Source organism: Streptomyces sp. MNU89, assembly GCF_020982505.1.
Taxonomy (GTDB): Bacteria; Actinomycetota; Actinomycetes; order Streptomycetales; family Streptomycetaceae; genus Streptomyces; species Streptomyces xinghaiensis.
This window is the reverse complement of record NZ_JAJKLL010000001.1, coordinates 5,799,295-5,821,805: the sequence shown is the minus strand read 5'-3', so window position 1 is coordinate 5,821,805 and position 22,511 is coordinate 5,799,295. Positions and strand designations below refer to the sequence as shown.

Below are 22,511 nucleotides of genomic sequence, written 5' to 3'. Positions count from 1 at the left end.
CGGACCGCGTCCGGGCCGTGCGGCGGCCGTCCTCGGGCGTCTCCAGACCGTTCCCACCACCGGTGGCCGACTGGACGCGCGCACGGAGTCCGCGCCCTCCAGACACACGCGCCCGCCCCGCTCAGTCCGCGGCCGGGGAGGGCTCGGCGGCGGCCGGGGCGCCGGCCTCGCGCCAGAAGCCGGCGCGGATCGCGTAGCGGTCGCGCTCGTCGATCTGGTCGTCCTTGTGGGCCAGCAGCCCGAAGCGGGCGGCGTACCGCAGCAGTTCGCCGTCGATGCGGTGCGGGATGCGCGGGTAGTCGGCGGTCAGCTGCTTCAGGGGGGCCGGGGAGGGCAGCCGGTCCTTCCAGCGGCGGGCGAAGACCTGGCCGACCTCGAAGGGGTCGCCGCTGACGGCCGTGATGTCCTCCTCCCGGTCGGCCCAGCGCTGTTCCGGGCTGGTGAGCTGGGCGAGGGTGGGCAGGGCCGCGCTCTCCGGGGTCGGCGGGCCGCCGCCGCGGTCGATCCAGCCGCGGTCGGAGGACCAGCGCAGAGTGGCGGCGGGGACCGGTGCGGGCGGCCCGGCGGGGCGGCGGGCCCGCGGCCGAGGCCGGCGAGGTCCTTGGGGTCGGCACGCCTCTGGCCGCGCCGTCGGCGGAGCCGTCGCTCCCGGCGGGCCGCCCGTTGCGCTCCCCGGGGCGCCGTCCTCCGTGCCGCCCGGGGCGGAGGCGGGTTCGCCGGGTGCGGGGCGGGGTGCCAAGGGCGGCCGGAGCGCCGTTGCGCGGTGCCCCGACGCGGCTCTCGCGGGGCCCGTCACCGTCGGACTCGGGCAGCGGCGCGGAGAGGATCGCCGCGATCTCCGGCCGGGACTCGGGCTGCGGCGGGCAGGCGGTGACGGCGTCCCTGGCGCGGACGGCCCGGGTGATCCAGCTGCGGTCCAGGACCCGGCGTTCGTCGGCCTCCGCGACCAGGTCCTCGGACTGGTTGTAGTCGCCGTCGGCGGCCTGCACGGCCCAGAGGTGGACGGCGACGCCGTGCTCCTTGGCGGACATCAGCCCGGGCAGGAGATCACCGTCGCCGGTGACGAGGACGATGTCGGAGCAGGCGCGGTTGCGGGCGAGTTCGGTGAGCTCGGCGTGCATCGCCGCGTCGACGCCCTTCTGCGCCCAGCGGCCGTCGCTCCGGGTCAGCGCGCCGAGCCGGACGGTGACCCGCGGCATGACGCGCAGCCGCCGGTGCTCGGGCTGGGGTACGCGGTCGGGGGCGCCGTCGAACCAGTAGATGCGGAGCAACTGCCGTTCCGTGTCGGCCTCGGCGCGCTCCCGCAGGGCCTGGATGAGGGCGGCGTGGTCCACGCTGATACGGGACCGGGCGGGCTCTCCGGCGAGCAGACTCGCGGCGGCCCCCAGCAGGTAACCGGCGTCCACCAGGACGACGCAGCGCTCCACGGTCCACCCTCTTTCCTGATCCGCCGCCCCCCGGAACGGTTTTCTTTCGGGTATCCCCCGAGTCTGCCCGACCGCCCGGGGGTTATCTGCCGAACTGGATCACCGGCGTGGCGCGTCGGTGCCGCCGGGAACCTGATCTCGCCGCTCACCGGCGGTAATTGTCCGACATGCGGCTTTTGCCGGGGCGTGTCACAGTGAGGTCGACGGCGCTCCCGTCCCCCGCCGGGTCGCCGGCCGGAGCGCCGGGAGGAGGCACCACCATGGCGAAGAACAAGAACCGGGATCGCAAGCAGCAGGACCGTCCCGCCGCCGGGAGCGGCGGGGAACAGGCCAGGGGCGGTTCCATGGAAGCGCAGGAGCGGATGACAGCCGAGTCCCCGGAATCCTCGCGGAACGTCTCGAAGAAGCACCAGCGGCGCTTCGGGCACAACTGACGGCGCCCTCCGGCGCACAGGGGGCGCGCCCCGGTCCCACGGGCGCGCCCCTTCGGCGTACCGGCCCCGGCGGCGGGGCGGCAAGCCCCGGGCGGTACCTCAGCCGGCCAGGCAGGACGGCCCGAGCAGCACCTTGAGATCCCCGAAGAGGGCGGGATCGGCGGTGACCCGGTGCCGGTCGAGCCGGAGCACGGTGGTCTTCCGGGCGCCCTGGAGCTTGACCCGCACCTCGGTGGACCCGCGGTGCTGGGTGAGCACCTCACCGAGCTTCTCGACCAGCGGCGGAGTGACCCGCACCGTCGGAATGGTGATCGTCACGGGCCCGTTGGCGGAGGCCTCCGAGAGATCGGGGACCATCATCTCCATGGCGACCAGCCGGGGCACGTCCTCCCGCTTGTCGAGCCGGCCCTTGACGAAGACCACGGTGTCCTCGACGAGCTGGGTGGACACCAGCTGGTAGGTGGCCGGGAAGAACATGCAGTCGAGGGAGCCCGCCAGGTCCTCGACAGTGGCGATGGCCCAGGCGTTGCCCTGCTTGGTCATCTTCCGCTGGAGGCCGGAGATGATGCCGCCGATGGTGACGATGGTGCCGTCGGAGTAGTCCCCGCCGGTCAGCTGGGAGATCGACGCGTCCGCCTTCTCGCTGAGGACGTGCTCGATGCCGAAGAGCGGGTGGTCGGAGACGTAGAGGCCGAGCATCTCCCGCTCCTGCGCGAGGAGATACGCCTTGTCCCACTCGATGTCGGAGAACTCGACGTCGAGCCCGAAGCCCGGGGTGTCGTCCCCGTCGTCCTCCCCCATGCCGCCGAAGAGGTCGAACTGCCCCTCCGCCTCCTTCCGCTTGACCTGCACCACGTTGTCGATCATCGACTCGTAGTGCGCCATCAGGCCCTTGCGGGTGTGGCCCAGCTCGTCGAAGGCACCGGCCTTGATCAGGGATTCGACGGTCCGCTTGTTGCAGACCACCGCCTCCACCTTGTCCAGGAAGTCCGGGAAGGAGGCGTACTTCCCCTTGGACTTGCGGCAGCGCACGATCGAGTCCACGACGTTCTGCCCGACGTTGCGGACGGCGGTCAGGCCGAAGACGATCGTGCTGTCACCGCGCGGGGTGAAGTTGGCGTCCGACTCATTGACGTCCGGCGGGAGGACCTTGATGCCCATCCTGCGGCACTCGTTGAGGTAGATCGCCGACTTGTCCTTGTCGTCGCGGACCGAGGTGAGCAGTGCCGCCATGTACTCGGCCGGGTAGTTGGCCTTGAGATAGGCGGTCCAGTAGGAGACCAGTCCGTACGCGGAGGAGTGCGCCTTGTTGAAGGCGTAGCCGGCGAAGGGCACCAGCACGTCCCACACGGCCTGGATGGCCTCGTCGGAGAAGCCCTTCTCCCGGGCGCCCTTCTGGAAGTTGACGAACTCCGCGTCGAGGACTTCCTTCTTCTTCTTGCCCATCGCGCGGCGGAGCAGGTCGGCCTGGCCGAGGGAGTAGCCGGCGAGCACCTGGGCGGCCTTCTGCACCTGCTCCTGGTACACGATGAGGCCGTGGGTGATGTCGAGGACCTCCTTGAGAGGCTCCTCCAGCTCCGGGTGGATCGGCGTGATCTCCTGCTGGCCGTTCTTCCGCAGCGCGTAGTTGATGTGGCTGTTCATGCCCATCGGGCCGGGCCGGTAGAGGGCCGAGACGGCGGAGATGTCCTCGAAGTTGTCCGGCTTCATCATGCGCAGCAGGGAGCGCATGGGTCCGCCGTCGAACTGGAAGACGCCGAGGGTGTCGCCGCGCTGGAGGAGCTCGAACGTCTTGGGGTCGTCGAGCGAGAGGTCGAGCAGGGTGATGTCGATGCCCTTGTTGGCCTTCACGAGCTTGACGGCGTCGTCCATGATCGTGAGGTTGCGCAGGCCCAGGAAGTCCATCTTGAGCAGGCCCAGCGACTCACAGGTGGGGTAGTCCCACTGCGTGATGGTGACGCCGTCGGTGTGCCGCACCCAGACCGGGACATGGTCGGTGATCTTCTCGCTGGACATGATCACGCCGGCCGCGTGCACGCCCATCTGCCGCACCAGCCCCTCGACGCCGCGCGCGGTGTCGATGACCTTCTTGACGTCCGGCTCGTTCTCGTACATCGAGCGGATCTCGCCGGCCTCGCTGTACCGGGGGTGCGAGGGGTCGGTGATGCCGGAGAGCGGGATGCCCTTGCCGAGGACGTCGGCGGGCATGGCCTTGGTGAGCCGGTCGCCCATGGCGTACGGGTAACCGAGCACGCGGGCGGCGTCCTTGATGGCGTTCTTGGCCTTGATGGTGCCGTAGGTGCCGATCATGCAGACCTTGTCGGCGCCGTACTTCTCGGTGACGTACCGGATGACCTCACCGCGCCTGCGCTCGTCGAAGTCGATGTCGACATCGGGCATGGAGACGCGCTCGGGGTTGAGGAACCGCTCGAAGATCAGGCCGTGCTCGATCGGGTCGAGGTCGGTGATGCCCATGGCGTAGGCGACGATCGAGCCGGCCGCCGAGCCGCGGCCCGGGCCGACGGCGATGCCGTTGTTCTTGGCCCACATGATGAAGTCGGCGACGACGAGGAAGTAGCCGGGGAACCCCATCTGGATGATGACGTCCATCTCGTACTCGGCCTGCTGCTGCCGGTCCTCCGGGACGCCGCCCGGGTAGCGGCGGGCCATGCCCCGCTTGACCTCCTCGCGGAACCAGGTCACCTCGGTGAAGCCCTCGGGGACCTCGAACCGGGGCATCAGGTCGCGCTTCTCGAACCAGCCGGTGGTGTCGATCTGCTCGGCGACGAGCAGGGTGTTGGCGCACCCCTCCTGCCAGGCGTCCGAGGAGTCGATGGCGTACATCTCGTCGGTGGACTTGAGGTAGTAGCCGGAGCCGCCGAACCGGAAGCGGTCCGGGTCGGAGAGGTTCTTGCCGGTCTGGATGCAGAGCAGGGCGTCGTGGGCGTCGGCCTCGCCGGCGTGCGTGTAGTGCGAGTCGTTGGTGACGAGGGGCGGGATGCCGAGCTTCTTCCCGATCCGCAGGAGGTCGTCCCGGACCCGCTTCTCCAGCTCCAGGCCGTGGTCCATCAGCTCCAGGAAGTAGCGGTCCTTCCCGAAGATCTCCTGGTAGTCGGCGGCGGCCTTGAGCGCCTCGTCGAAGTGGCCGAGCCGGATCCGGGTCTGCACCTCGCCGGAGGGGCAGCCGGTGGAGGCGATCAGGCCCTCGGAGTGCGCGGCGATGACCTCCTTGTCCATCCGGGGCCACTTGGTGAGCCAGCCCTCGGCGTAGGCGTCGGAGGAGAGCCGGAAGAGATTGTGCAGACCGGTCTTGTTGCTCGCCCAGATCGTCTTGTGGGTGTAACCGCCGGAACCGGAGACGTCGTCCCGCTTCTGGTGCGGCTGGCCCCAGGTGATGCGCCGCTTGTTCCGCCGCGACTCGGGGGCCACGTACGCCTCGATGCCGATGATCGGCGTGATGCCGGCCTTGGTGGCCTGGTCGTAGAAATCGTAGGCCCCGTGGAGGTTCCCGTGGTCCGTCATCGCGATGTGCGACATGCCCATGTCCTGGCAGGCCGCGAACATGTCCTTGAGCCGCGCGGCACCGTCCAGCAGCGAGTACTGGGTGTGAACGTGCAGGTGCGTGAAGGGCGGCTTGGTCACGGTGGAAGACCTCCGGGCAAGGGTCGGTGACGGCTGGGACGCGTGGGAACGCGTGCGGCGACAGCACCGAAGTCTATGCCCGGGGAGTGACGCCGGAGGGCACCCGGGAGCCCTCTTCCGGCTTCCCCCGGACGGGTTTCCCGCTGCCCGCCGGGACCGGCCGGGCGGGCACCGGAAACCTCCGGAACGCCACGGGAAACGGCAGCGCGGGCGTGTCCCCGGCCGGCCGGAACCAGGTGGCGGCGGCCCGCTCCGGACCGGCGCGGTCCGCCCCCGGACCGCAGGGTTCCGGACCGGCTGCCGGAAGCCCGGGTTTAGGTCCCGCTTAGCCGGGGCCGTGGCACACTTTCCGGCGATGGACGTATCGGGAGCACAGCTGAGGACGCTGCGGGCGGCGCTGTTCACGGCGCTCTGCCTCACGCTGTCCACGGCCGCGCACGTGGCCCTGTCCGCGGCGCCGCTGCCCGTCGGCCCGGTGGCGGCGGTCGCCGCCGGCGTTTTCCTGATCGCGTACGCGCTGGCCGGCCGCGAGCGCGGCCTCTGGTCCATCGCGGCGCTGCTCGTCCCCCTGGAGCTGGCCGCGGACACGGTCTTCACCACAGGCCAGCACACCTGTTACGGCGAGAGCGGCGGCCCCGTGGCCGGCCCGCTCCGCTCGCTCGGCGTCGACCTGCTCTGCGGCGGCGGCACCCTCGGCACCCCCCTGGCGCGGATGACGGCCCCGGACGACGCCGCCGCGCTGCCGGTGCCCGGCGGTCCGGCCACCCCCTGGCTGCTACTCGCCGCGCACGCCGCGGTGGGCCTGGCCGCCGCCGTCTGGCTGTGGCGTGGCGAGGCGGCGCTCGGCCGGCTGCTGCGGGCCCTGGCGGCCTTCGCCTTCCGGCCGCTGCTCCTCGCGGTCGCCGCGCTCGTCCCGGCCGGCCCCGTACCGCGCCGCGGGCCGCACGGGCCGCGGCGCCCCGTGGCGCCGGGCCGGCTCCCCATGCTGGTGTACTCCGTCGTACGGCGCGGACCGCCCGCCGTCGCGGCTGTCCGCTGACAGCCGCCGGGCCCCGTCCCGGCACAGCGACCGCGACCCCCTTACACCACGGAGCAGGGAATCACCATGAGCAAGCGCAACAGCCAGGAAGCCAAGCGAAACGCCCGTGAGCGGCTGCGCGAGGAGCGCGAGCGGCAGGCGAAGAAGGACAAGCTCCGCCGCCAGCTCGTCGTCGGCGGCTCGATCGTGGGCGTCCTGGCGATCGCGGCCGGCATCGGCTTCGCCGTCACCCAGCTGGGTGACGGCGGCGGCAGCGGCACGGTGAGCTCGAAAGAGTGGAACGACGCCGCCGAGGACAAGAAGCTCGTGAAGCCCGCCAACACCTCCGGCGCCAAGGGCACCGATGTGATCATCGGCGAGAAGGGCGCGGAGAAGACTCTCCAGGTCTACGAGGACATGCGCTGCCCCGCCTGCGCCGCCTTCGAGCAGGGCGCCGGCGAGATCCTGATCCAGGACGTCGAGGAGGGCAAGTACAAGGCCGAGTTCGTCATGGCCACCTTCATCGACGACATGGCCCAGGGCTCCGGCTCGAAGAACGCCCTGAGCGCCCTGGGCGCCGCCCTGGACGTCAGCCCGCAGGCGTTCATGGACTACAAGCACGCGCTGTACTCCCAGAAGAACCACCCGGAGGAGTCCGAGGACGAGTTCGCCGACGACGCCTACCTCCTGGAGGTCGCCGGCGAGATCAAGGAGCTCAAGGGCAACGCGGACTTCGAGAAGGACGTCAAGGACGGCACCTTCGACAAGTGGGCCCTGGAGATGGACAAGAAGTTCGACAAGAGCGATGTCCAGGGCACCCCGACCCTCAAGATGAACGGCGAGAAGCTCGTCGTGGAGGGCACCGAGAACACCCCGATGGCCCCGGACCAGTTCAAGGCCGCCATCGACAAGGCCCTCACAGCGGAATAATCACCGCCGGAACGGCAACGGGCAGGCGAACTTCCGTCGTACGTCTGCCCGTTCGCCGTACCCGGCAGTAATCTGTCGGCCCGTGACGGACCTTACAGAGACCGAGACCGCCCCCCGCCCCGCAGGCCACTCCCGCCGCACGGTCGTCAAGGCCGCGGCCGCCGGCGCGGGCGCCGCGATGATCCCGCTCACCGGCGCCCACCGCGCCGCGGCGGCCGGGAACGCCCCCGCGTTCCTGCACGGCGTCGCCTCCGGCGACCCGCTCCCCGACGGTGTCCTGCTGTGGACCCGCATCACGCCCACCGCCGACGCCGTACCCGGCTCCGGCCGGGGGCCGGACACCCCGGTCGGCTGGGAGGTGGCCGAGGACCGCTCCTTCGCCTCGGTCGTCGCCCGCGGCACCGCGACGGCCACCGCCGCGGCCGACCACACCGTCAAGGCCGACGTCCGCGGACTGCGCCCGGCCACCCAGTACTTCTACCGCTTCACCGCCGGCGGCACGGTCTCCCCGACCGGCCGCACCCGCACCACCGCCGCGCACGACGCCACCGCCCCCGCCGTCCGCTTCGGCGTCGTCTCCTGCGCCGACTGGGAGGCCGGCTGGTTCTCCGCCTACCGCCACCTCGCCGCCCGCGCCGACCTCGACGCGGTGCTCCACCTCGGCGACTACATCTACGAGTACGGCACCGGCGGCTTCCCGGGCGCGGACGGCGTGATCCGCTCGCACGTCCCCACCCACGAGATCCTCACCCTCGCCGACTACCGCGCCCGGCACGGCAACTACAAGACCGACGAGGACCTGCGGAACCTGCACGCCACCCACCCGGTCATCGCCATCTGGGACGACCACGAGGTGGCCAACGACGCCTGGTCCGGCGGCGCCGAGAACCACGACCCGGCCACCGAGGGCGACTGGGCGCGGCGCGTGGCCGCCGCCAAGCAGGCGTACTTCGAATGGATGCCGGTGCGCCCCTCCGTCGCGGGCACCACCTACCGCCGGCTGCGCTTCGGCCGGCTCGCCGATCTGCACCTGCTGGACCTGCGCTCGTTCCGCTCGCAGCAGACCTCCATCGGCAACGGCGAGGTGGACGACCCGGACCGCACCATCACCGGCCGCAAGCAGCTCGACTGGCTGAAGAGCGGGCTGGCGTCCTCCGACGCCTCCTGGAAGCTGGTCGGCACCTCCGTGATGATCTCCCCGGTGGCCTTCGGCTCCGTCCCCGCGTATCTGCTCGGCCCGCTCAGCAAGCTGCTCGGACTGCCCGCCGAGGGCCTGGCCGTCAACGTCGACCAGTGGGACGGCTACACCGACGACCGCCGCGAACTCCTCACCCATCTGCGGGAGTCGGGCATCGAGAACACCGTCTTCCTCACCGGTGACATCCACACCGCCTGGGCCAACGACGTCCCCGTCAGGGCCGCCACGTACCCCCTCTCGGCCACCGCCGCCACAGAGTTCGTGGTGACCTCGGTGACCTCGGACAACATCGACGACATCCTGAACGTGCCGCCGCAGACCGCCTCCCTGGTCGCGACGGCCGCCGTCCGCGCCGCCAACCGCCATGTGAAGTGGGTGGACATGGACTCGCACGGCTACGGGGTCCTGGACGTCACCGCCGAGCGGGCGCAGATGGACTACTACGTCATCTCCGAGAAGACCGACCGCTCCGCCTCCACGGAGTGGCTGCGCTCCTACCGGACCCGTTCCGGTGCGCAGAAGCTGGAGCGGGTGGACCAGCCGGTCCGCTGAACCACCGTCCGCAGCTTGCCGTCCCGCCGCGGCCCCGGCCGCGGCGGGACCGGCGCCCCGTACGTCGCGGTGCGGGCCGGACGCGGGCCGGCGGCCGCCCCGGGCGAGCCCCGGTCGGCCCCTCCCGGCGCGCTTTCCCTTCCGTGGCGGACCCCCGGGACGCGGCGGGCTGTATACCCTGCTGCTGCACCTGGCATGGACGGCAGCGGTACGGCGGCTGGGGGACGGCGAGTTGAGCGAGTCCGGGGACATCATCGACGGCCGCTTCGAGCTGCTGGAGCGGCTCGGCAGCGGCGGTATGGGTGCGGTGTGGCGGGCGCGCGACCGGGCTCTGCAGCGGGAGGTCGCCCTCAAGGAGGTACGGCCCCCGGATCCGGCGGCGGCCGGCGCGGGACCGGGCGCCGGACGCGTACTCCAGGAGCGGGTGTGGCGGGAGGCCCGGGCGCTGGCCCGGCTCAGCCACCCCCATGTGGTGACGATTCATCACATCGTGGACGACGAGGGGCCGTATCCCTGGCTCGTCATGGAACTGCTCTCCGGCGGCACCCTCCAGGACCGGCTCGACACCCGCGGCCCGCTGACGCCCGCGGAAGCGGCCCGCATCGGCCGCGAACTGCTCTCCGCCCTGTCCGCCGCGCACGCCGCGGGCATCCACCACCGCGACGTCAAACCGGCCAACGTCCTGCTGCGGCCCGACGGCGGCGCGGTCCTCACCGACTTCGGCATCGCCGCCCTGCAGGGCTCCGTGACCCTCACCGCCGTCGGCGACGTGATCGGCTCCCCCGAGTACATCGCCCCCGAGCGCCTCCGGGGCCGCGACGACCTCCCGGCCTCGGACCTCTGGTCGCTCGGCATGCTGCTGTACGTCGCCGTGGAGGGCGTCAACCCGGTGCGGCGCGCCACGGCCGTCGCCACGCTCGCCGCCGTGCTCGACGAGCCCGTGCCGCCCCCGCGGCGCGCGGGTCCGCTCGCGCCCGTCCTCGCGGAGCTGCTCGAACGGGACCCCGCCGCCCGGCCGGACGCGGCGCGGCTCGACCGGCTGCTGGCCGCCGCGGCGGAGGGGAGCACGGCTCCGCCGCCACCACCGACGGCCCCCACCCTGCCCGGCGTCCCGCACCCGTCCGACCCGCTCCACACGGCGCCCACCGTGACCACGGCCGGCTCCGGGCCGCCCGCTCCGGCGGACCGGGACCGGCGGGGCCATCGTACGGTGGCGGGGATGGCCGCCGCCGCGGTCGTCGGCGCCGGGCTCGCGGCGACCGGGGTCTATCTGGCCCTGACCGGCGACGGCGGCGACCCCCCTCCCCCGACGCGGACCACGAGCGCGTCCACGGGCACCGCCTCCGCCACCGGGTCCGCGACGCCCTCGTCCTCCGCCTCACCGTCCACCGCACCACCGAGCAGCGGAACCGGGCCGTCCACGTCCCCGGAGACACCGCCGCGGACGCCGCCGGAGAGCTCGCCGTCCGTGACGGGCCCGCGGCCCGGCACCTGGATCGCCCAGCTCTTCTCCGAGGCGGTGGTCCCCGGCAAGCCCGCCCCCAGAAGGCAGTTGGCGGAACTGCGCGAGAAGATCCCGGTGGCTCACCTGCTGCACAGCAGCGACTTCGCCTCGCTGCGGCCCGGCTACTGGGTGATCTACGCCCCCGGCCCGTTCGACGACGGCGAAGCGGCCCTCGCCTTCTGCGCGGAACACGGCCGGACCACCGAGAACGAGTGCGCGGGCCGCTACCTCAGCCATGACGAGGACGACCGCGAACTGCTGTGCCTCCCCACCCCGGACGGCGGCTCCCGGGGACGCTGCACCCGGCCGTGAACAGCCGCCCGGCACCCGGCCGCCGCAGCCACCGGCCCGGCCCCGCGGGGCCTACCGCGCTCTCGCCACCGGCGCGGGCCGACCGCCGCCCGCCGCGCGGCGTACGCGCCACCGCGCCCGTGAACGGAGCCCCGTACCGCGGCTACAGCTCCGACAGGAACGACAGGGCCACCGACCAGGTCTCCTCCGCCGCCTCCGGATCGTGGTCCGGGAGATCCGGATCGGTGTAGAGGTGGCCGGCTCCCGGGTAGCGGAAGATCTCCACCTCCGTTCCGGCCCGGCGCATCCGCAGATACCAGGCGTTCAGCCAATCGTGCGGCTCGAACGGGTCCGGGTCGGCGACGTGGAGCTGGACCGGCAGCCCGTCCGCGGACGCGTCCTCGGCGAGGTCCGAGGTGCCGTGGAGCATCAGCAGCCCGCGGGCCTTCTCGTCCGCCATCGCCAGGTTCTGGGCCAGCGAACCGCCCAGTGAGAAGCCCGCGTAGACCAGTCCGCGGTCGGACAGCGGCGCCGCGGCCGCGACCGCGCGCCTCAGCAGCTCGTCGCCGCCGATCTCGTCCTTGAGGTCCATGCCCTCCTCCACGCTGCCCGCGGTGCGGCCGTCGTACAGATCCGGCACGTGGACCTCGTGCCCGGCGGCCCGCATGCGGTCCGCCGCGGCGTGCACGGCCGGTCGCAGACCGTAAGAACTGTGAAAAAGAACAACTGTCGGAGAGCCCGGCACCCGTGTCACTTCCCTGAGAGCGGTTAGCAGTCTTCTCATCGTGCCAGTTACGGTCGGTCGGAGGTCCGCGGCCCCGACGCCGCCGGAATCCCGCCCCGAGGAGGAGACACCGTGCCGATGGAGGCTGTACTGCGCCCGCTGATCGTGTTCGGCGGTGCGCTGGTCATCTCGCTCGCCGTCGGCTGGCTCGTCCGCGTGGCGCTCCGCAGAAGCGACGCCCGGCACCCGGAGACGCCGCTGTGGGACATGCTGAGCCGGGCGCTGGTGCCGCTGCAGCTGGTGCTGGGCGCGGCGCTGCTGCGCGGCTCGTACGACCAGGCGCATCTCGCCCGGAACCACACGGTGGCCATCGGGCGGCTGCTGACGCTCGTGCTGATCGGCGCCACCGCCTGGCTGGTGCTGCGGGTCGTCACGGCCGTCGTCGAGGCATCGTTCACCCGCTACTCCGCGACGACCAGCGAACGGGCCCGGGTCCGCCGGGTCCGCACCCAGATCACGCTCATCCAGCGGGTGGTGACCGCGGTCGTCGCGGTGGTGGCCGGCGCGGCGATGCTGCTGACGTTCCCCGCGATGCGCACCGTCGGCACCTCGCTGCTGGCCTCGGCCGGTCTGCTGGGCATCGTGGCCGGCATCGCCGCCCAGTCCACGCTGGGGAACCTCTTCGCCGGACTGCAGATCGCCTTCGGCGACATGGTGCGGATCGGTGACACGGTCGTGGTGAACGGCGAGTGGGGCACCGTCGAGGAGATCACCCTCACCTTCCTGACCGTGAAGACCTGGGACGAACGCCGGTTCACCATGCCCGTCTCGTACTTCACCAGCCAGCCGTTCGAGAACTGGTCGCGCAACAGTCCGCAGATGACCGGCACCGTCTTCTTCCATCTCGACCACTCCGCGCCGGTCCAGCTGATGCGGGAGAAACTGGGCGAGATCGTGCAGACGATCGACGCCTGGGACGGCCGGAACTGGAACCTCACCGTCACCGACTCGACCCCCAGCACCATGGAGGTGCGGGCCCTGGTGACGGCGAAGGACGGCGACACCCTCTGGACGGCCCGGGTCGAGGTCCGGGAGAAGCTGCTGACCTGGCTGCGCGAGGAGCATCCGTACGCCCTGCCGCGCATCAACACGGCCCCGGCCGTCTTCCCGCCGCCGCGGAAGCGGGAACGGGACGGGCTGCCGACGGGCGTCGACGGGACCGTGGCCGCCCAGCGGACGGAGTCCCCGGAGGACCGGGCGGAGACGCCCGCCTCCGCGGCCGACCGCGGCGCCGCGCAGAACGGCCGGCCGGAGGCGGCGGAGCAGGGGAAGGGGACGGAGAAGTCCGGCAGAGCCGGCCGGGCGGGCAAGAACCACTCCGGCCGCGGCCCCCGGCTCCACCGCCGCTGAGCCCGGCCGGAGCGGGCCCGTGCGGACGGCCCCGGGGGGAGCGCGGCCGGCCCGCTCCTACGCGCTCTCGGCGCGCACGATGTCCAGCGCCCGCTGCAGGTCCTCGGGGTAGGCGCTCGCGAACTCCACCCACCGGCCGTCCGCCGGGTGCTCGAAGCCCAGCCGCATCGCGTGCAGCCACTGGCGGCCGAGCTTCAGCCGCTTGGCGAGGGTCGGGTCGGCGCCGTAGGTGAGGTCGCCGACACAGGGGTGGCGGTGCGCCGCCATGTGCACCCGGATCTGGTGGGTCCGGCCGGTCTCCAGCTTGACGTCGAGCAGGCTGGCGGCGCGGAAGGCCTCGATGAGGTCGTAGTGCGTGACGCTGGGCTTGCCCTCGGCGGTCACGGCCCACTTGTAGTCGTGGACCGGGTGCCGGCCGATGGGAGCGTCGATGGTACCGCTCATCGGGTCGGGGTGACCCTGGACGAGCGTGTGGTAGCGCTTGTCGACCGTGCGCTCCCGGAACTGCTGTTTGAGCAGGCTGTACGCGCGCTCGGACTTGGCCACCACCATCAGCCCGGAGGTGCCGACGTCCAGGCGGTGCACGATGCCCTGGCGCTCGGCGGCGCCGGAGGTCGAGATCCGGAAACCCGCGGCGGCCAGCCCGCCGATCACGGTGGTGCCCGTCCAGCCGGGGCTGGGATGAGCGGCGACCCCGACCGGCTTGTCCACCACCACGATGTCGTCGTCGTCGTGGACGATCTCCATGCCCTCGACGGGCTCGGCGACGATCTCCACCGGCGGCGCGGCCCGCGGCAGCTCGACCTCCAGCCAGGCGCCACCGGTGACCCGGTCGGACTTCCCGGCGAGGCTGCCGTCGACCAGTACCTTCCCGGCGGCGGCCAGCTCGGCCGCCTTGGTGCGGGAGAAGCCGAACATACGGGCTATCGCGGCGTCGACGCGTTCGCCCTCGAGGCCGTCGGGTACGGGCAGCGTGCGGATTTCGGGAAGGGTGCTCACCCGTCGAGTATGCCGGACCCGGAACCCCGCCCGCCCCCGCCGGTGCCCCGGCGGGACGCGGCGCGGCGCCCGGTCGTCAGTCCTTGTGGACGGTGCCGTCGGGGTCGAGCCCGCGGAAGGACAGCAGCACGATGAGGACGCCGCCGCACACGATGGCCGTGTCGGCGAGGTTGAACACCGCGAACCCCTTGGGTGCGATGAAGTCCACGACCTCGCCCCGGAAGAAGCCGGGGCTCCGGAAGAGCCGGTCGGTGAGGTTGCCGAGGGCGCCGCCGAGCAGCAGCCCCAGCGCGACCGCCCAGGGCAGGCTGTAGAGCTTCCGCGCGATCCGGGCGATGACGACGATCACGGCGGCCGCGATGACCGTGAACACCACGGTCAGCGCCTCGCCGATGCCGAAGGCGGCGCCCGGGTTGCGCACGGCCTCGAACCGCAGCCACTCCCCGATCACCGGAATCGCCTGGTGGTGCTCCAGCTTGGCCACCACGAGCATCTTGGTGCCCAGGTCGAAGAGGTAGGCGATCGCGGCGACGGCCAGCAGCACGGCGATCCGCCGTTTGCCCCGGCTCCGGGGGGCCGCGCCGTCGCCGGCGTCCGCCCCGTGCTCGCCGTCGGGCCCGGCCTCCGGCCGCTCCCCCTCGGAATCCGGGGTGTCGATGATCCGCTCCGCCTCTGCCACGTGAGTCCCTCAGCCTCTGGTCCGCCACCGGGCCCCACCCGGCTGAGGACGAGGGTACGGCACGGCCCGGGAGCGCCGGACCGTGCCGGGGGACGCCTGCCCGGGCCCGCTAGCGCCGCTCCTGCCGCTGCTTGCACTCCACGCAGAGCGTGGCCCGCGGGAAGGCCTGCATCCGGGCCTTGCCGATGGGGTTGCCGCAGGACTCGCAGCGCCCGTACGTGCCGGCGTCGAGCCGTTCCAGAGCCCGTTCGGTCTGGTCGAGCATCTCCCGGGCGTTGGCGTTCAGCGCCAGCTCGTGCTCGCGGGTGATGTTCTTGGTGCCGGTGTCCGCCTGGTCGTCGCCCGCGCCGTCGCCGGAGTCCCGCATCAGCCCGGCGATCGCCTCCTGGGAGGAGGCGATCTCGGTGCGCAGCCGTTCGGCCTCGCTCTTCAGCTCGTTCCGCGCCTCGTCGACCTCTTCGGCGGTCCAGGGGTCCTCACCGGGCCGTACCGCCAGTTCCCCGGGCACGGCCGCGGCCGTGCCGGCCGGGGTCTTCTTCGCAACCACCGTCTTGGCTCCCGTCTTCTCTGCGGGCTTCCCGGCGACCGGTGCCGCCTTCGCGGTCCGCTCCGGCGCGGCCGCCGTGTGCGCGGACGGCCGCCGTACGGCCGTCTCCGCGGCGGCCGTCCCGCTCACCACGGCCGCCGCGCCGGCCGTACCGGCGCGGTTGTCCGGGGCCGCCGTACCGGCCGGCTCCGCCGTCTCGACGACGGGCTTCTTCGCCACCATCGCAGCGACCCCCTCACCATATTGTGATCTTGTCGTTAATCGTGCTCGGACGATAAGTCGACTCGGAGGTCGCGGCAACGGGGCACGCCGACCATCCGGATCTCCCACCACCCCGGCCCGCCTCCGCCGGTAACGGCCGGGAGCGAGCCTGCATCCGTTGTGCCCCGCTCCCCGGCGGGTAATCCGGTGCGGCGGGGACCCGGGAGGGCCTCCGCCGGGGGTCCGCGAACCCGGGAGCCCCGCGTATGGCCATTCGGGTGGGCCGGCGGGTCCGGGCCCGCCCCCGGAAATCCGGTCGGCCGCCGCCCGCCCGGGCCCGTACACTGGGCGCTGCGTGAGGCGTGGATGGGGACGAGTAGTTCCGTACGCAGCCATGAGCGACCCGGGGACGGTGCGAGCCCGGGGGTGTGCGCGGTGCGAAGATCACCCCGGAGCCGCCGGAGGAAAACCCCCGCGTACGGCGGGGGCGAGTAGAACCGGCAGCGCGTCCCAATGAGGGGGCCGAGGAGCGCCGGCCGGCGACTCCCCGGTCAAGGAGGGTGGTACCGCGGGAGCGACAGGCTCTCGTCCCTCCGACGGACAGCACGATCACCACCCGCATGTGTCCGCCGGAGGCAGACCCCGATGAGTCCACAGCCGCAGTACCGCCAGGTCCCCGCCCAGGTCGACCTGCCCGCGCTGGAGCACGCCGTGCTCGACTTCTGGCGCGAGAACAAGGTCTTCGCCCGCTCCCTGGAGCAGTCCGAGGGACGTCCCGAGTGGGTCTTCTACGAGGGCCCGCCGACCGCGAACGGCATGCCCGGCGCCCACCACATCGAGGCCCGGGTCTTCAAGGACGTCTTCCCCCGCTTCCGCACCATGCGCGGCTACCACGTCGCCCGCAAGGCCGGCTGGGACTGCCACGGGCTGCCGGTCGAGCTGGCGGTCGAGAAGGAGCTCGGCTTCAACGGCAAGAAGGACATCGAGGCGTACGGCATCGCGGAGTTCAACGCGAAGTGCCGCGAGTCGGTGACCCGCCACACCGACGCCTTCGCCGAACTCACCACGCGCATGGGCTACTGGGTCGATCTCGACGAGGCCTACCGCACCATGGACCCGGAGTACATCCAGAGCGTGTGGTGGTCGCTGAAGGAGATCTTCACCAAGGGCCTGCTGGTGCAGGACCACCGCGTCGCCCCCTGGTGCCCGCGCTGCGGCACCGGCCTCTCCGACCACGAACTCGCCCAGGGCTACGAGACCGTCGTCGATCCCTCGGTCTACGTCCGCTTCCCGCTGACCTCCGGCCCGCTCGCCGGTGAGGCGGCGCTGCTGGTCTGGACGACGACCCCGTGGACGCTGGTGTCCAACACGGCCGTCGCCGCCCACCCCGGCGTGCGCTACGTCGTCGCCACGGACGGCAGCGAGAAGCTCGTCGTCGCCGAACCGCTGCTGGAGAAGGCGCTGGGCGAGGGCTGGGAGACCACCGGGCAGTCCTTCACCGGCGCCGAGATGGAGCGCTGGACGTACGAGCGCCCGTTCGCCCTGCTGGAGTTCCCCGAGCCGGGCGAGGGTGAGCCCGCGCCGCACTTCGTCGTGGGCGCCGAGTACGTCACCACCGAGGACGGCACGGGTCTGGTCCACCAGTCCCCCGCGTTCGGTGAGGACGACCTCAAGGTCTGCCGCGCCTACGGGCTGCCGGTCGTCAACCCCGTGCGCCCCGACGGCACCTTCGAGGAGGAACTGCCGCTCGTCGGCGGCCAGTTCTTCAAGAAGGCGGACGAGGACCTGGTCGCCGACCTCGACAGCCGCGGCCTCCTCTTCCGCCACCTGCCGTACGAGCACAGCTATCCGCACTGCTGGCGCTGCCACACCGCGCTGCTCTACTACGCGCAGCCGTCCTGGTACATCCGCACCACCCAGGTCAAGGACGCCCTGCTCCGCGAGAACGACCGCACCAACTGGTACCCGGAGTCGGTCAAGTACGGCCGCTTCGGCGACTGGCTGAACAACAACATCGACTGGGCGCTCTCCCGCAACCGCTACTGGGGCACCCCACTGCCCGTCTGGCGCTGCGCGGAGAACCACCTCACCTGCGTCGGCTCGCTGGCCGAACTCACCGAGCTCACCGGCACCGACCAGTCCGGGCTCGACCCGCACCGCCCGTACATCGACGAGGTCGTCTTCCCCTGCACCGCCGAGGGCTGCTCCCTGGAGGCCACCCGCGTCCCGGAGGTCATCGACGCCTGGTACGACTCCGGCTCGATGCCCTTCGCGCAGTGGGGCTACCCGTACAAGAACAAGGAGATCTTCGAGAAGCGCTACCCGGCGCAGTTCATCTCGGAGGCCATCGACCAGACCCGCGGCTGGTTCTACACGCTCATGGCCGTCGGCACCCTGGTCTTCGACAAGTCCTCCTACGAGAACGTGGTCTGCCTCGGCCACATCCTCGCCGAGGACGGCCGGAAGATGTCCAAGCACCTGGGCAACATCCTCCAGCCGATCCCGCTCATGGACCGGCACGGCGCCGACGCCGTGCGCTGGTTCATGGCCGCCGGCGGCTCGCCCTGGGCCGCGCGCCGCGTGGGCCACGGCACCATCCAGGAAGTCGTCCGCAAGACACTCCTCACCTACTGGAACACGGTCGCCTTCCAGGCCCTCTACGCCCGCACCTCGGGCTGGGCGCCGAGCACCTCGGACCCGGCCCCGGCGGACCGCCCGGTCCTCGACCGCTGGCTGCTGAGCGAGCTCAACACCCTGGTCGCCGAGGTCACCGAAGCCCTGGAGGGCTACGACACCCAGCGCGCCGGAAAGCTGGTCTCGGCCTTCGTCGACGACCTCTCGAACTGGTACGTCCGCCGCTCCCGCCGCCGCTTCTGGCAGGGCGACGCCGCGGCGCTGCGCACCCTCCACGAGGTCGTCGAGACCGTGACCCGGCTGATGGCCCCGCTGGTCCCGTTCATCACCGAGCGGGTCTGGCAGGACCTGGTCGTCCCGGTCACCCCGGGCGCCCCGGACTCGGTGCACCTGTCCACCTGGCCGGAGCCGGAGACCGCGCTCGTCGACCGGGGGCTCTCGGAGCAGATGCTGCTGGTCCGGCGGCTGGTCGAGCTCGGCCGGGCGACCCGCGCCGAGTCGGGGGTCAAGACCCGGCAGCCGCTGTCGCGCGCACTGGTCGCCGCCGCGGGCTTCGACGCCCTCTCGCCGGAGCTGCGTGCCCAGATCACCGATGAGCTGAACGTCAGCTCCCTGGACTCCCTCTCGGCCGTCGGCGGCTCCCTCGTCGACACCACGGCGAAAGCCAACTTCCGGGCCCTGGGCAAGCGGTTCGGCAAGGGCGTCCAGGCGGTGGCCAAGGCGATCGCCCAGGCGGACGCCGCGGCGCTCTCCCGCGCCCTGCGCGAGGGCACCGCGTCGGTCGAGGTGGACGGCGAGACGGTCACGCTCGCCCCGGAGGAGGTCGTCATCACGGAGACCCCGCGCGAGGGCTGGTCGGTCGCTTCCGACGCGGGCGCCACCGTGGCCCTGGATCTGGAGATCACCCCGGAGTTGCGCCGCGCGGGACTGGCCCGGGACGCGATCCGGCTGATCCAGGAGGCCCGCAAGAACAGCGGCCTGGACGTGGCGGACCGCATCGCCCTCCGCTGGGAGTCCACGGAGCCGGAGACCCGGGCGGCGCTCACCGAGCACGCGGCCCTGATCGCGGACGAGGTCCTGGCGACCGACTTCGCCGGCGCCGGGGCGGCTCCCGGGCCGGACGAGGCGTACGGCGAGTCCTTCACCGACGAGGGCCTGGCCCTCACCTTCCGTCTCCGCAAGACGGAGGCCTGAGCCGGCATCTCGGGGACGGGGGCCCGGCCGCGCGGAAGCCGGCCGGGCCCCGTCGGCCCCCAGTGGGCACCACCCGCGGGCGCGCACAGGTCCGGGCCCGGAGGGAATCCCTCCGGGCCCGGACCCGTGATATGCCGACGGTGCGCGCCCTAAGGCGCCGCGATCAGTTGTCGTCCTCGTCGATGAGGAAGCCGCGCATCGGCGACGGTGCCTGCTGCATCGGCGACGGGCCCTGCGGCCGCACCGGTGCCATCGGCTGCGTCATGGCCGGCGACATCTGCTGCTGGCCTCCGTAGGACGGACCGCCGTTGCCGCCCGAGGGACCGCCCATGGACTGGTTGCCCATGTGCCCGCCCATCGAGCCGGCACCGGCCATGGAGGGGGACGGCGGCAGCGACGGGGCCGGCGGGCCGCTGCGCGGCGGGGCCAGCGAGTCGTCGGCCTGGTTCTCCAGCTGGCGCAGCTGGCTCTCCAGGTACGACTTCAGACGGGTGCGGTACTCCCGCTCGAAGCCGCGCAGGTCCTCGACCTTGCGCTCCAGCGTGGCGCGCGCGGATTCCAGGGAGCCCATCGCGACACGGTGCTTCTCCTGGGCGTCCCGCTCCAGGGCGTCGGCCTTGGCGCGGGCGTCCCGCTCCAGACCCTCGGCACGGCTGCGGGCCTCACCGACGATCTTGTTGGCCTCGGAACGGGCCTCCGCGATCGCCTGGTCCGCGGTCTGCTGCGCGAGCGACAGCACGCGCGCGGCGCCGCCGTCGCCCGGACCGCCGGGGCCGGGGCCGTGGCCCATGTGACCGCCGGGACCCTGGTGCTGCTGCATGTGCTGGCCGGGGCCGCCGGGGCCGCCCATCGGACCGCCCATGTGACCGGGACCACCCTGCATCGGGCCGGGGCCGTGCATGCCGGGGCCGCCCTGCGGGCCGTGGCCACCGGGACCTGCGGGCAGCTGAGGTGCTCCACCGGGCAGCTGGGGCGGGCCCATCTGCTGCTGCGGCGGCACCGGCTGCGGGCCCGATATGGCGGCGGGCACCGGCCCGCCGGGCCTCTCCTGCTGCTCCGGCGGTTTGCGCATGCCCTGTTGTTGCTGGTTCTGCGCGGCGGCACGTGTCGCGGCCGCGAGCTTGGCCCGCAGGTCCTCGTTCTCGCGCAGCAGCCGGGTCAGCTCGGCTTCGACCTCGTCGAGGAAGGCATCGACCTCGTCCTCGTCATAGCCCTCTCGGAGGCGGACGGTCGTGAACTGCTTGTTCCGAACGTCCTCAGGGGTCAACGGCATCTCTTCACCTCAACGTAGTCGTCGGCATATCGGCAAGACCGTATCGTTCACAGCTGCCTCACGACGGAGATCAGGATGTAGACGATGATCATCAGTACGAAGAAGGACAGGTCGAGCGCCACGCCCCCGAGACGCAGCGGCGGAATGAACCGCCGCAGAAGCTTGAGTGGCGGATCGGTCACAGTGTAGGTCGCTTCCAGGAGCACCACCATCGCCTTGCCGGGTTGCCACGACCGGGCGAACTGGAAGACATAATCCATGACCAACCGGAAAATCAGCACAATCAGGAAGCACATCAGCGCGATGTAGATCACCTGCAGTGCGATGTCCATCCCGCGCTTCCCTCTCCCCTTGCACTTCGTCTCGGGCCGTACGGCCGGTTGTTGCGTCTCAGCTCTGGTTGAAGAACCCGCCCTCAGCGATACGGGCTTTGTCCTCCGCCGTGACATCGACGTTAGCAGGCGACAGCAGGAACACCTTCTGCGTCACTCGCTCAATGCTGCCATGCAGACCGAAGACCAGGCCCGCCGCAAAGTCGACAAGTCGCTTCGCGTCGGTGTCGTCCATCTCCGTCAGATTCATGATCACCGGAGTGCCCTCACGGAAGTGTTCCCCGATGGTACGGGCCTCGTTGTAGGTCCGGGGATGGAGCGTCGTGATGCGGTAGGGCTCGCGATCGGAGACGACCTTGGGCATGATCACCGGTGCGTTCTTCTCCAGACTCTGGCGTTCGGGTGTGATGGACGCCACGGGGGCGATACGGGCGGGACGCCCGCTTTCGGCCGTGACGGCCACCGGTTCACGCTGCGCGGGGGGTTGGGCGACTCTTGCCGGTTCGCCCGGTTCGCCCCGTTCCATTCGGTCCGCCTGGTGCGGCTGGTGCTGCCGGTGCGCCCGCTCGGGCTCCGGCTCGGGTTCGAACTCGTCATCGGGGTCGAACCCCCGGCCGTCGTACCCATCGTCCTCCACGAGGCCGAGGTAGACCGCCATCTTGCGCATCGCGCCGGCCATGTTCTGCGTCCTCCGCTCTGTGGTGGATCGGCTCCGTCACCGGCCGCCCTGGATCCACTCGGCCCGTCCGCCCGGGGGCGGAACCGACCATATTTTCTGCTGTGGTCCGACTTCTTGGCGACGTTACCGGAGGCCGGGCCTGACTCCGAGTACCGCAGTACCGACGCGTACATGTGTCGCTCCGGCCCCGATGGCGTCCTCGAGATCCGTACTCATACCCGCTGAGACCATGTTCGCAGCAGGATGACGCGCCCGCAGGCCGGATGAGATTTCCAACAGCCGCTCGAAGGCGGCCCGTTGACGCCCGACGTAAGGGCCGGTGAGCGGCGCCACGGTCATCACGCCGCCGAGCCGCAGGCCGTCGGCGGCCGCGATCGCGTCCCCCAACTCCGGTACCGCGCCGGGCGCGGCGCCGCCCCGGCCCGCCGCCTCGCCGGACCCGGCGTCCAGGGCCACCTGGATCAGGCAGCCCAGTTCGCGGCCGGCCCGGACCGCCGCCGCGGACAGCGCGCTGACGAGTTTGGGGCGGTCCACGGAATGCACCACATCGGCATAACCGACCACGGAGCGGACTTTGTTGGTCTGCAACTGGCCGACGAAGTGCCATGTCAGAGGCAGGTCCGCGCATTCCGCCGCCTTCGGCGCGGCATCCTGGTCCCGGTTCTCCGCGACGTGCCGGACACCCAGTCCGGCGAGGAGCCGCACGTCCGAGGCCGGGTAGGTCTTGGTGACCACGATCAGGGTCACCTCCTCCCGCTTCCGGCCCGCCGCGGCGCAGGCGGAGGCGATGCGTTCCTCCACCCGCCCCAGGTTGGCGGCCAGTTCGGCCCTGCGATCGGTCAC

At 72.0% G+C, this 22,511-nt stretch carries 16 protein-coding genes and 1 pseudogene; 7 read left to right on the top strand and 10 right to left on the bottom strand.

Annotated elements, in window-relative coordinates; translation table 11 throughout:
* Window positions 1–121 precede the first annotated feature (121 nt).
* A pseudogene (locus tag E4N63_RS31595) lies at window positions 122–1,427 on the bottom strand (NYN domain-containing protein).
* A gap of 260 nt (window positions 1,428–1,687) precedes the next feature.
* Between E4N63_RS31595 and E4N63_RS24835 the strand changes: the two are divergent.
* Window positions 1,688–1,861: a hypothetical protein gene (locus E4N63_RS24835; protein WP_185831188.1), complete on the top strand. Its 174-nt coding sequence runs from the start codon at window positions 1,688–1,690 to the stop codon at window positions 1,859–1,861.
* A gap of 99 nt (window positions 1,862–1,960) precedes the next feature.
* Here E4N63_RS24835 and dnaE read toward each other — a convergent pair whose 3' ends face one another.
* The gene (gene dnaE, locus E4N63_RS24830) at window positions 1,961–5,503 is read right to left on the bottom strand and encodes a DNA polymerase III subunit alpha (protein ID WP_125623692.1); all 3,543 of its coding nucleotides are present in this window, start codon (window positions 5,501–5,503) and stop codon (window positions 1,961–1,963) included.
* Window positions 5,504–5,858: 355 nt separating this feature from the next.
* On the opposite strand from dnaE, the gene E4N63_RS24825 reads away from it, so the two are divergent.
* The 4 genes from E4N63_RS24825 to E4N63_RS24810 all read left to right on the top strand — a co-directional run bounded on the left by E4N63_RS24825 (window position 5,859) and on the right by E4N63_RS24810 (window position 11,017).
* On the top strand, window positions 5,859–6,542 hold the full coding sequence (locus tag E4N63_RS24825) for a hypothetical protein (protein WP_125623691.1): 684 nt from the start codon (window positions 5,859–5,861) through the stop codon (window positions 6,540–6,542).
* Window positions 6,543–6,608: 66 nt separating this feature from the next.
* Window positions 6,609–7,451, top strand: a complete 843-nt coding sequence (locus tag E4N63_RS24820; protein ID WP_230241728.1) for a thioredoxin domain-containing protein — start codon at window positions 6,609–6,611, stop codon at window positions 7,449–7,451.
* A gap of 82 nt (window positions 7,452–7,533) precedes the next feature.
* Window positions 7,534–9,201, top strand: coding sequence for an alkaline phosphatase (locus tag E4N63_RS24815; protein ID WP_230241727.1), 1,668 nt, complete (start codon window positions 7,534–7,536; stop codon window positions 9,199–9,201).
* Window positions 9,202–9,433: 232 nt separating this feature from the next.
* Window positions 9,434–11,017: a serine/threonine-protein kinase gene (locus E4N63_RS24810; RefSeq protein ID WP_230241726.1), complete on the top strand. Its 1,584-nt coding sequence runs from the start codon at window positions 9,434–9,436 to the stop codon at window positions 11,015–11,017.
* 142 nt (window positions 11,018–11,159) lie between these two features.
* On the opposite strand, the gene E4N63_RS24805 is transcribed toward E4N63_RS24810, so the two are convergent.
* Window positions 11,160–11,780: a dienelactone hydrolase family protein gene (locus tag E4N63_RS24805; protein ID WP_185831187.1), complete on the bottom strand. Its 621-nt coding sequence runs from the start codon at window positions 11,778–11,780 to the stop codon at window positions 11,160–11,162.
* Between the two features lie 78 nt (window positions 11,781–11,858).
* Between E4N63_RS24805 and E4N63_RS24800 the strand changes: the two genes are divergently transcribed.
* Window positions 11,859–13,130, top strand: coding sequence for a mechanosensitive ion channel family protein (locus E4N63_RS24800; RefSeq protein WP_125623687.1), 1,272 nt, complete (start codon window positions 11,859–11,861; stop codon window positions 13,128–13,130).
* A 57-nt stretch (window positions 13,131–13,187) separates the two neighbouring features.
* On the opposite strand, the gene E4N63_RS24795 is transcribed toward E4N63_RS24800, so the two are convergent.
* The 3 genes from E4N63_RS24795 to E4N63_RS24785 form a co-directional block, all read right to left on the bottom strand.
* Complete coding sequence (locus E4N63_RS24795; protein WP_125623686.1) at window positions 13,188–14,129, bottom strand: RluA family pseudouridine synthase; 942 nt, start codon at window positions 14,127–14,129, stop codon at window positions 13,188–13,190.
* Window positions 14,130–14,205: 76 nt separating this feature from the next.
* A complete protein-coding gene (gene lspA / locus E4N63_RS24790) occupies window positions 14,206–14,808 on the bottom strand; it encodes a signal peptidase II (protein ID WP_230241725.1) in 603 nt (200 codons plus the stop codon).
* A 109-nt stretch (window positions 14,809–14,917) separates the two neighbouring features.
* Window positions 14,918–15,577, bottom strand: coding sequence for a TraR/DksA family transcriptional regulator (locus E4N63_RS24785; protein ID WP_125623684.1), 660 nt, complete (start codon window positions 15,575–15,577; stop codon window positions 14,918–14,920).
* Between the two features lie 624 nt (window positions 15,578–16,201).
* Between E4N63_RS24785 and ileS the strand changes: the two genes are divergently transcribed.
* Window positions 16,202–19,384, top strand: coding sequence for an isoleucine--tRNA ligase (gene ileS, locus E4N63_RS24780; protein ID WP_125623683.1), 3,183 nt, complete (start codon window positions 16,202–16,204; stop codon window positions 19,382–19,384).
* Between the two features lie 163 nt (window positions 19,385–19,547).
* On the opposite strand, the gene E4N63_RS24775 is transcribed toward ileS, so the two are convergent.
* From E4N63_RS24775 to E4N63_RS24760, 4 genes are all read right to left on the bottom strand, one after another.
* Complete coding sequence (locus E4N63_RS24775) at window positions 19,548–20,657, bottom strand: DivIVA domain-containing protein (RefSeq protein WP_043470298.1); 1,110 nt, start codon at window positions 20,655–20,657, stop codon at window positions 19,548–19,550.
* A gap of 47 nt (window positions 20,658–20,704) precedes the next feature.
* On the bottom strand, window positions 20,705–20,989 hold the full coding sequence (locus E4N63_RS24770; protein WP_019709472.1) for a YggT family protein: 285 nt from the start codon (window positions 20,987–20,989) through the stop codon (window positions 20,705–20,707).
* A gap of 58 nt (window positions 20,990–21,047) precedes the next feature.
* Entirely contained in the window at window positions 21,048–21,668 is a 621-nt protein-coding gene (locus E4N63_RS24765) for a cell division protein SepF (RefSeq protein WP_125623681.1), read from the bottom strand.
* 123 nt (window positions 21,669–21,791) lie between these two features.
* Window positions 21,792–22,511 carry a YggS family pyridoxal phosphate-dependent enzyme gene (locus E4N63_RS24760; RefSeq protein ID WP_230242636.1) on the bottom strand — a complete coding sequence of 240 codons (720 nt, stop codon included), beginning with the start codon at window positions 22,509–22,511 and terminating at the stop codon, window positions 21,792–21,794.

Excerpts from the sequence above, each read along its gene's own strand:
- E4N63_RS24835 (WP_185831188.1), top strand. The coding sequence starts at position 1,688 with ATGGCGAAGAACAAGAACCGGGATCGCAAGCAGCAGGACCGTCCCGCC.
- E4N63_RS24825 (WP_125623691.1), top strand. The coding sequence starts at position 5,859 with ATGGACGTATCGGGAGCACAGCTGAGGACGCTGCGGGCGGCGCTGTTC.
- E4N63_RS24820 (WP_230241728.1), top strand. The coding sequence starts at position 6,609 with ATGAGCAAGCGCAACAGCCAGGAAGCCAAGCGAAACGCCCGTGAGCGG.
- E4N63_RS24805 (WP_185831187.1), bottom strand. The coding sequence starts at position 11,780 with ATGAGAAGACTGCTAACCGCTCTCAGGGAAGTGACACGGGTGCCGGGC.
- E4N63_RS24800 (WP_125623687.1), top strand. The coding sequence starts at position 11,859 with ATGGAGGCTGTACTGCGCCCGCTGATCGTGTTCGGCGGTGCGCTGGTC.
- E4N63_RS24785 (WP_125623684.1), bottom strand. The coding sequence starts at position 15,577 with ATGGTGGCGAAGAAGCCCGTCGTCGAGACGGCGGAGCCGGCCGGTACG.
- ileS (WP_125623683.1), top strand. The coding sequence starts at position 16,202 with ATGAGTCCACAGCCGCAGTACCGCCAGGTCCCCGCCCAGGTCGACCTG.
- E4N63_RS24775 (WP_043470298.1), bottom strand. The coding sequence starts at position 20,657 with ATGCCGTTGACCCCTGAGGACGTTCGGAACAAGCAGTTCACGACCGTC.
- E4N63_RS24770 (WP_019709472.1), bottom strand. The coding sequence starts at position 20,989 with ATGGACATCGCACTGCAGGTGATCTACATCGCGCTGATGTGCTTCCTG.
- E4N63_RS24765 (WP_125623681.1), bottom strand. The coding sequence starts at position 21,668 with ATGGCCGGCGCGATGCGCAAGATGGCGGTCTACCTCGGCCTCGTGGAG.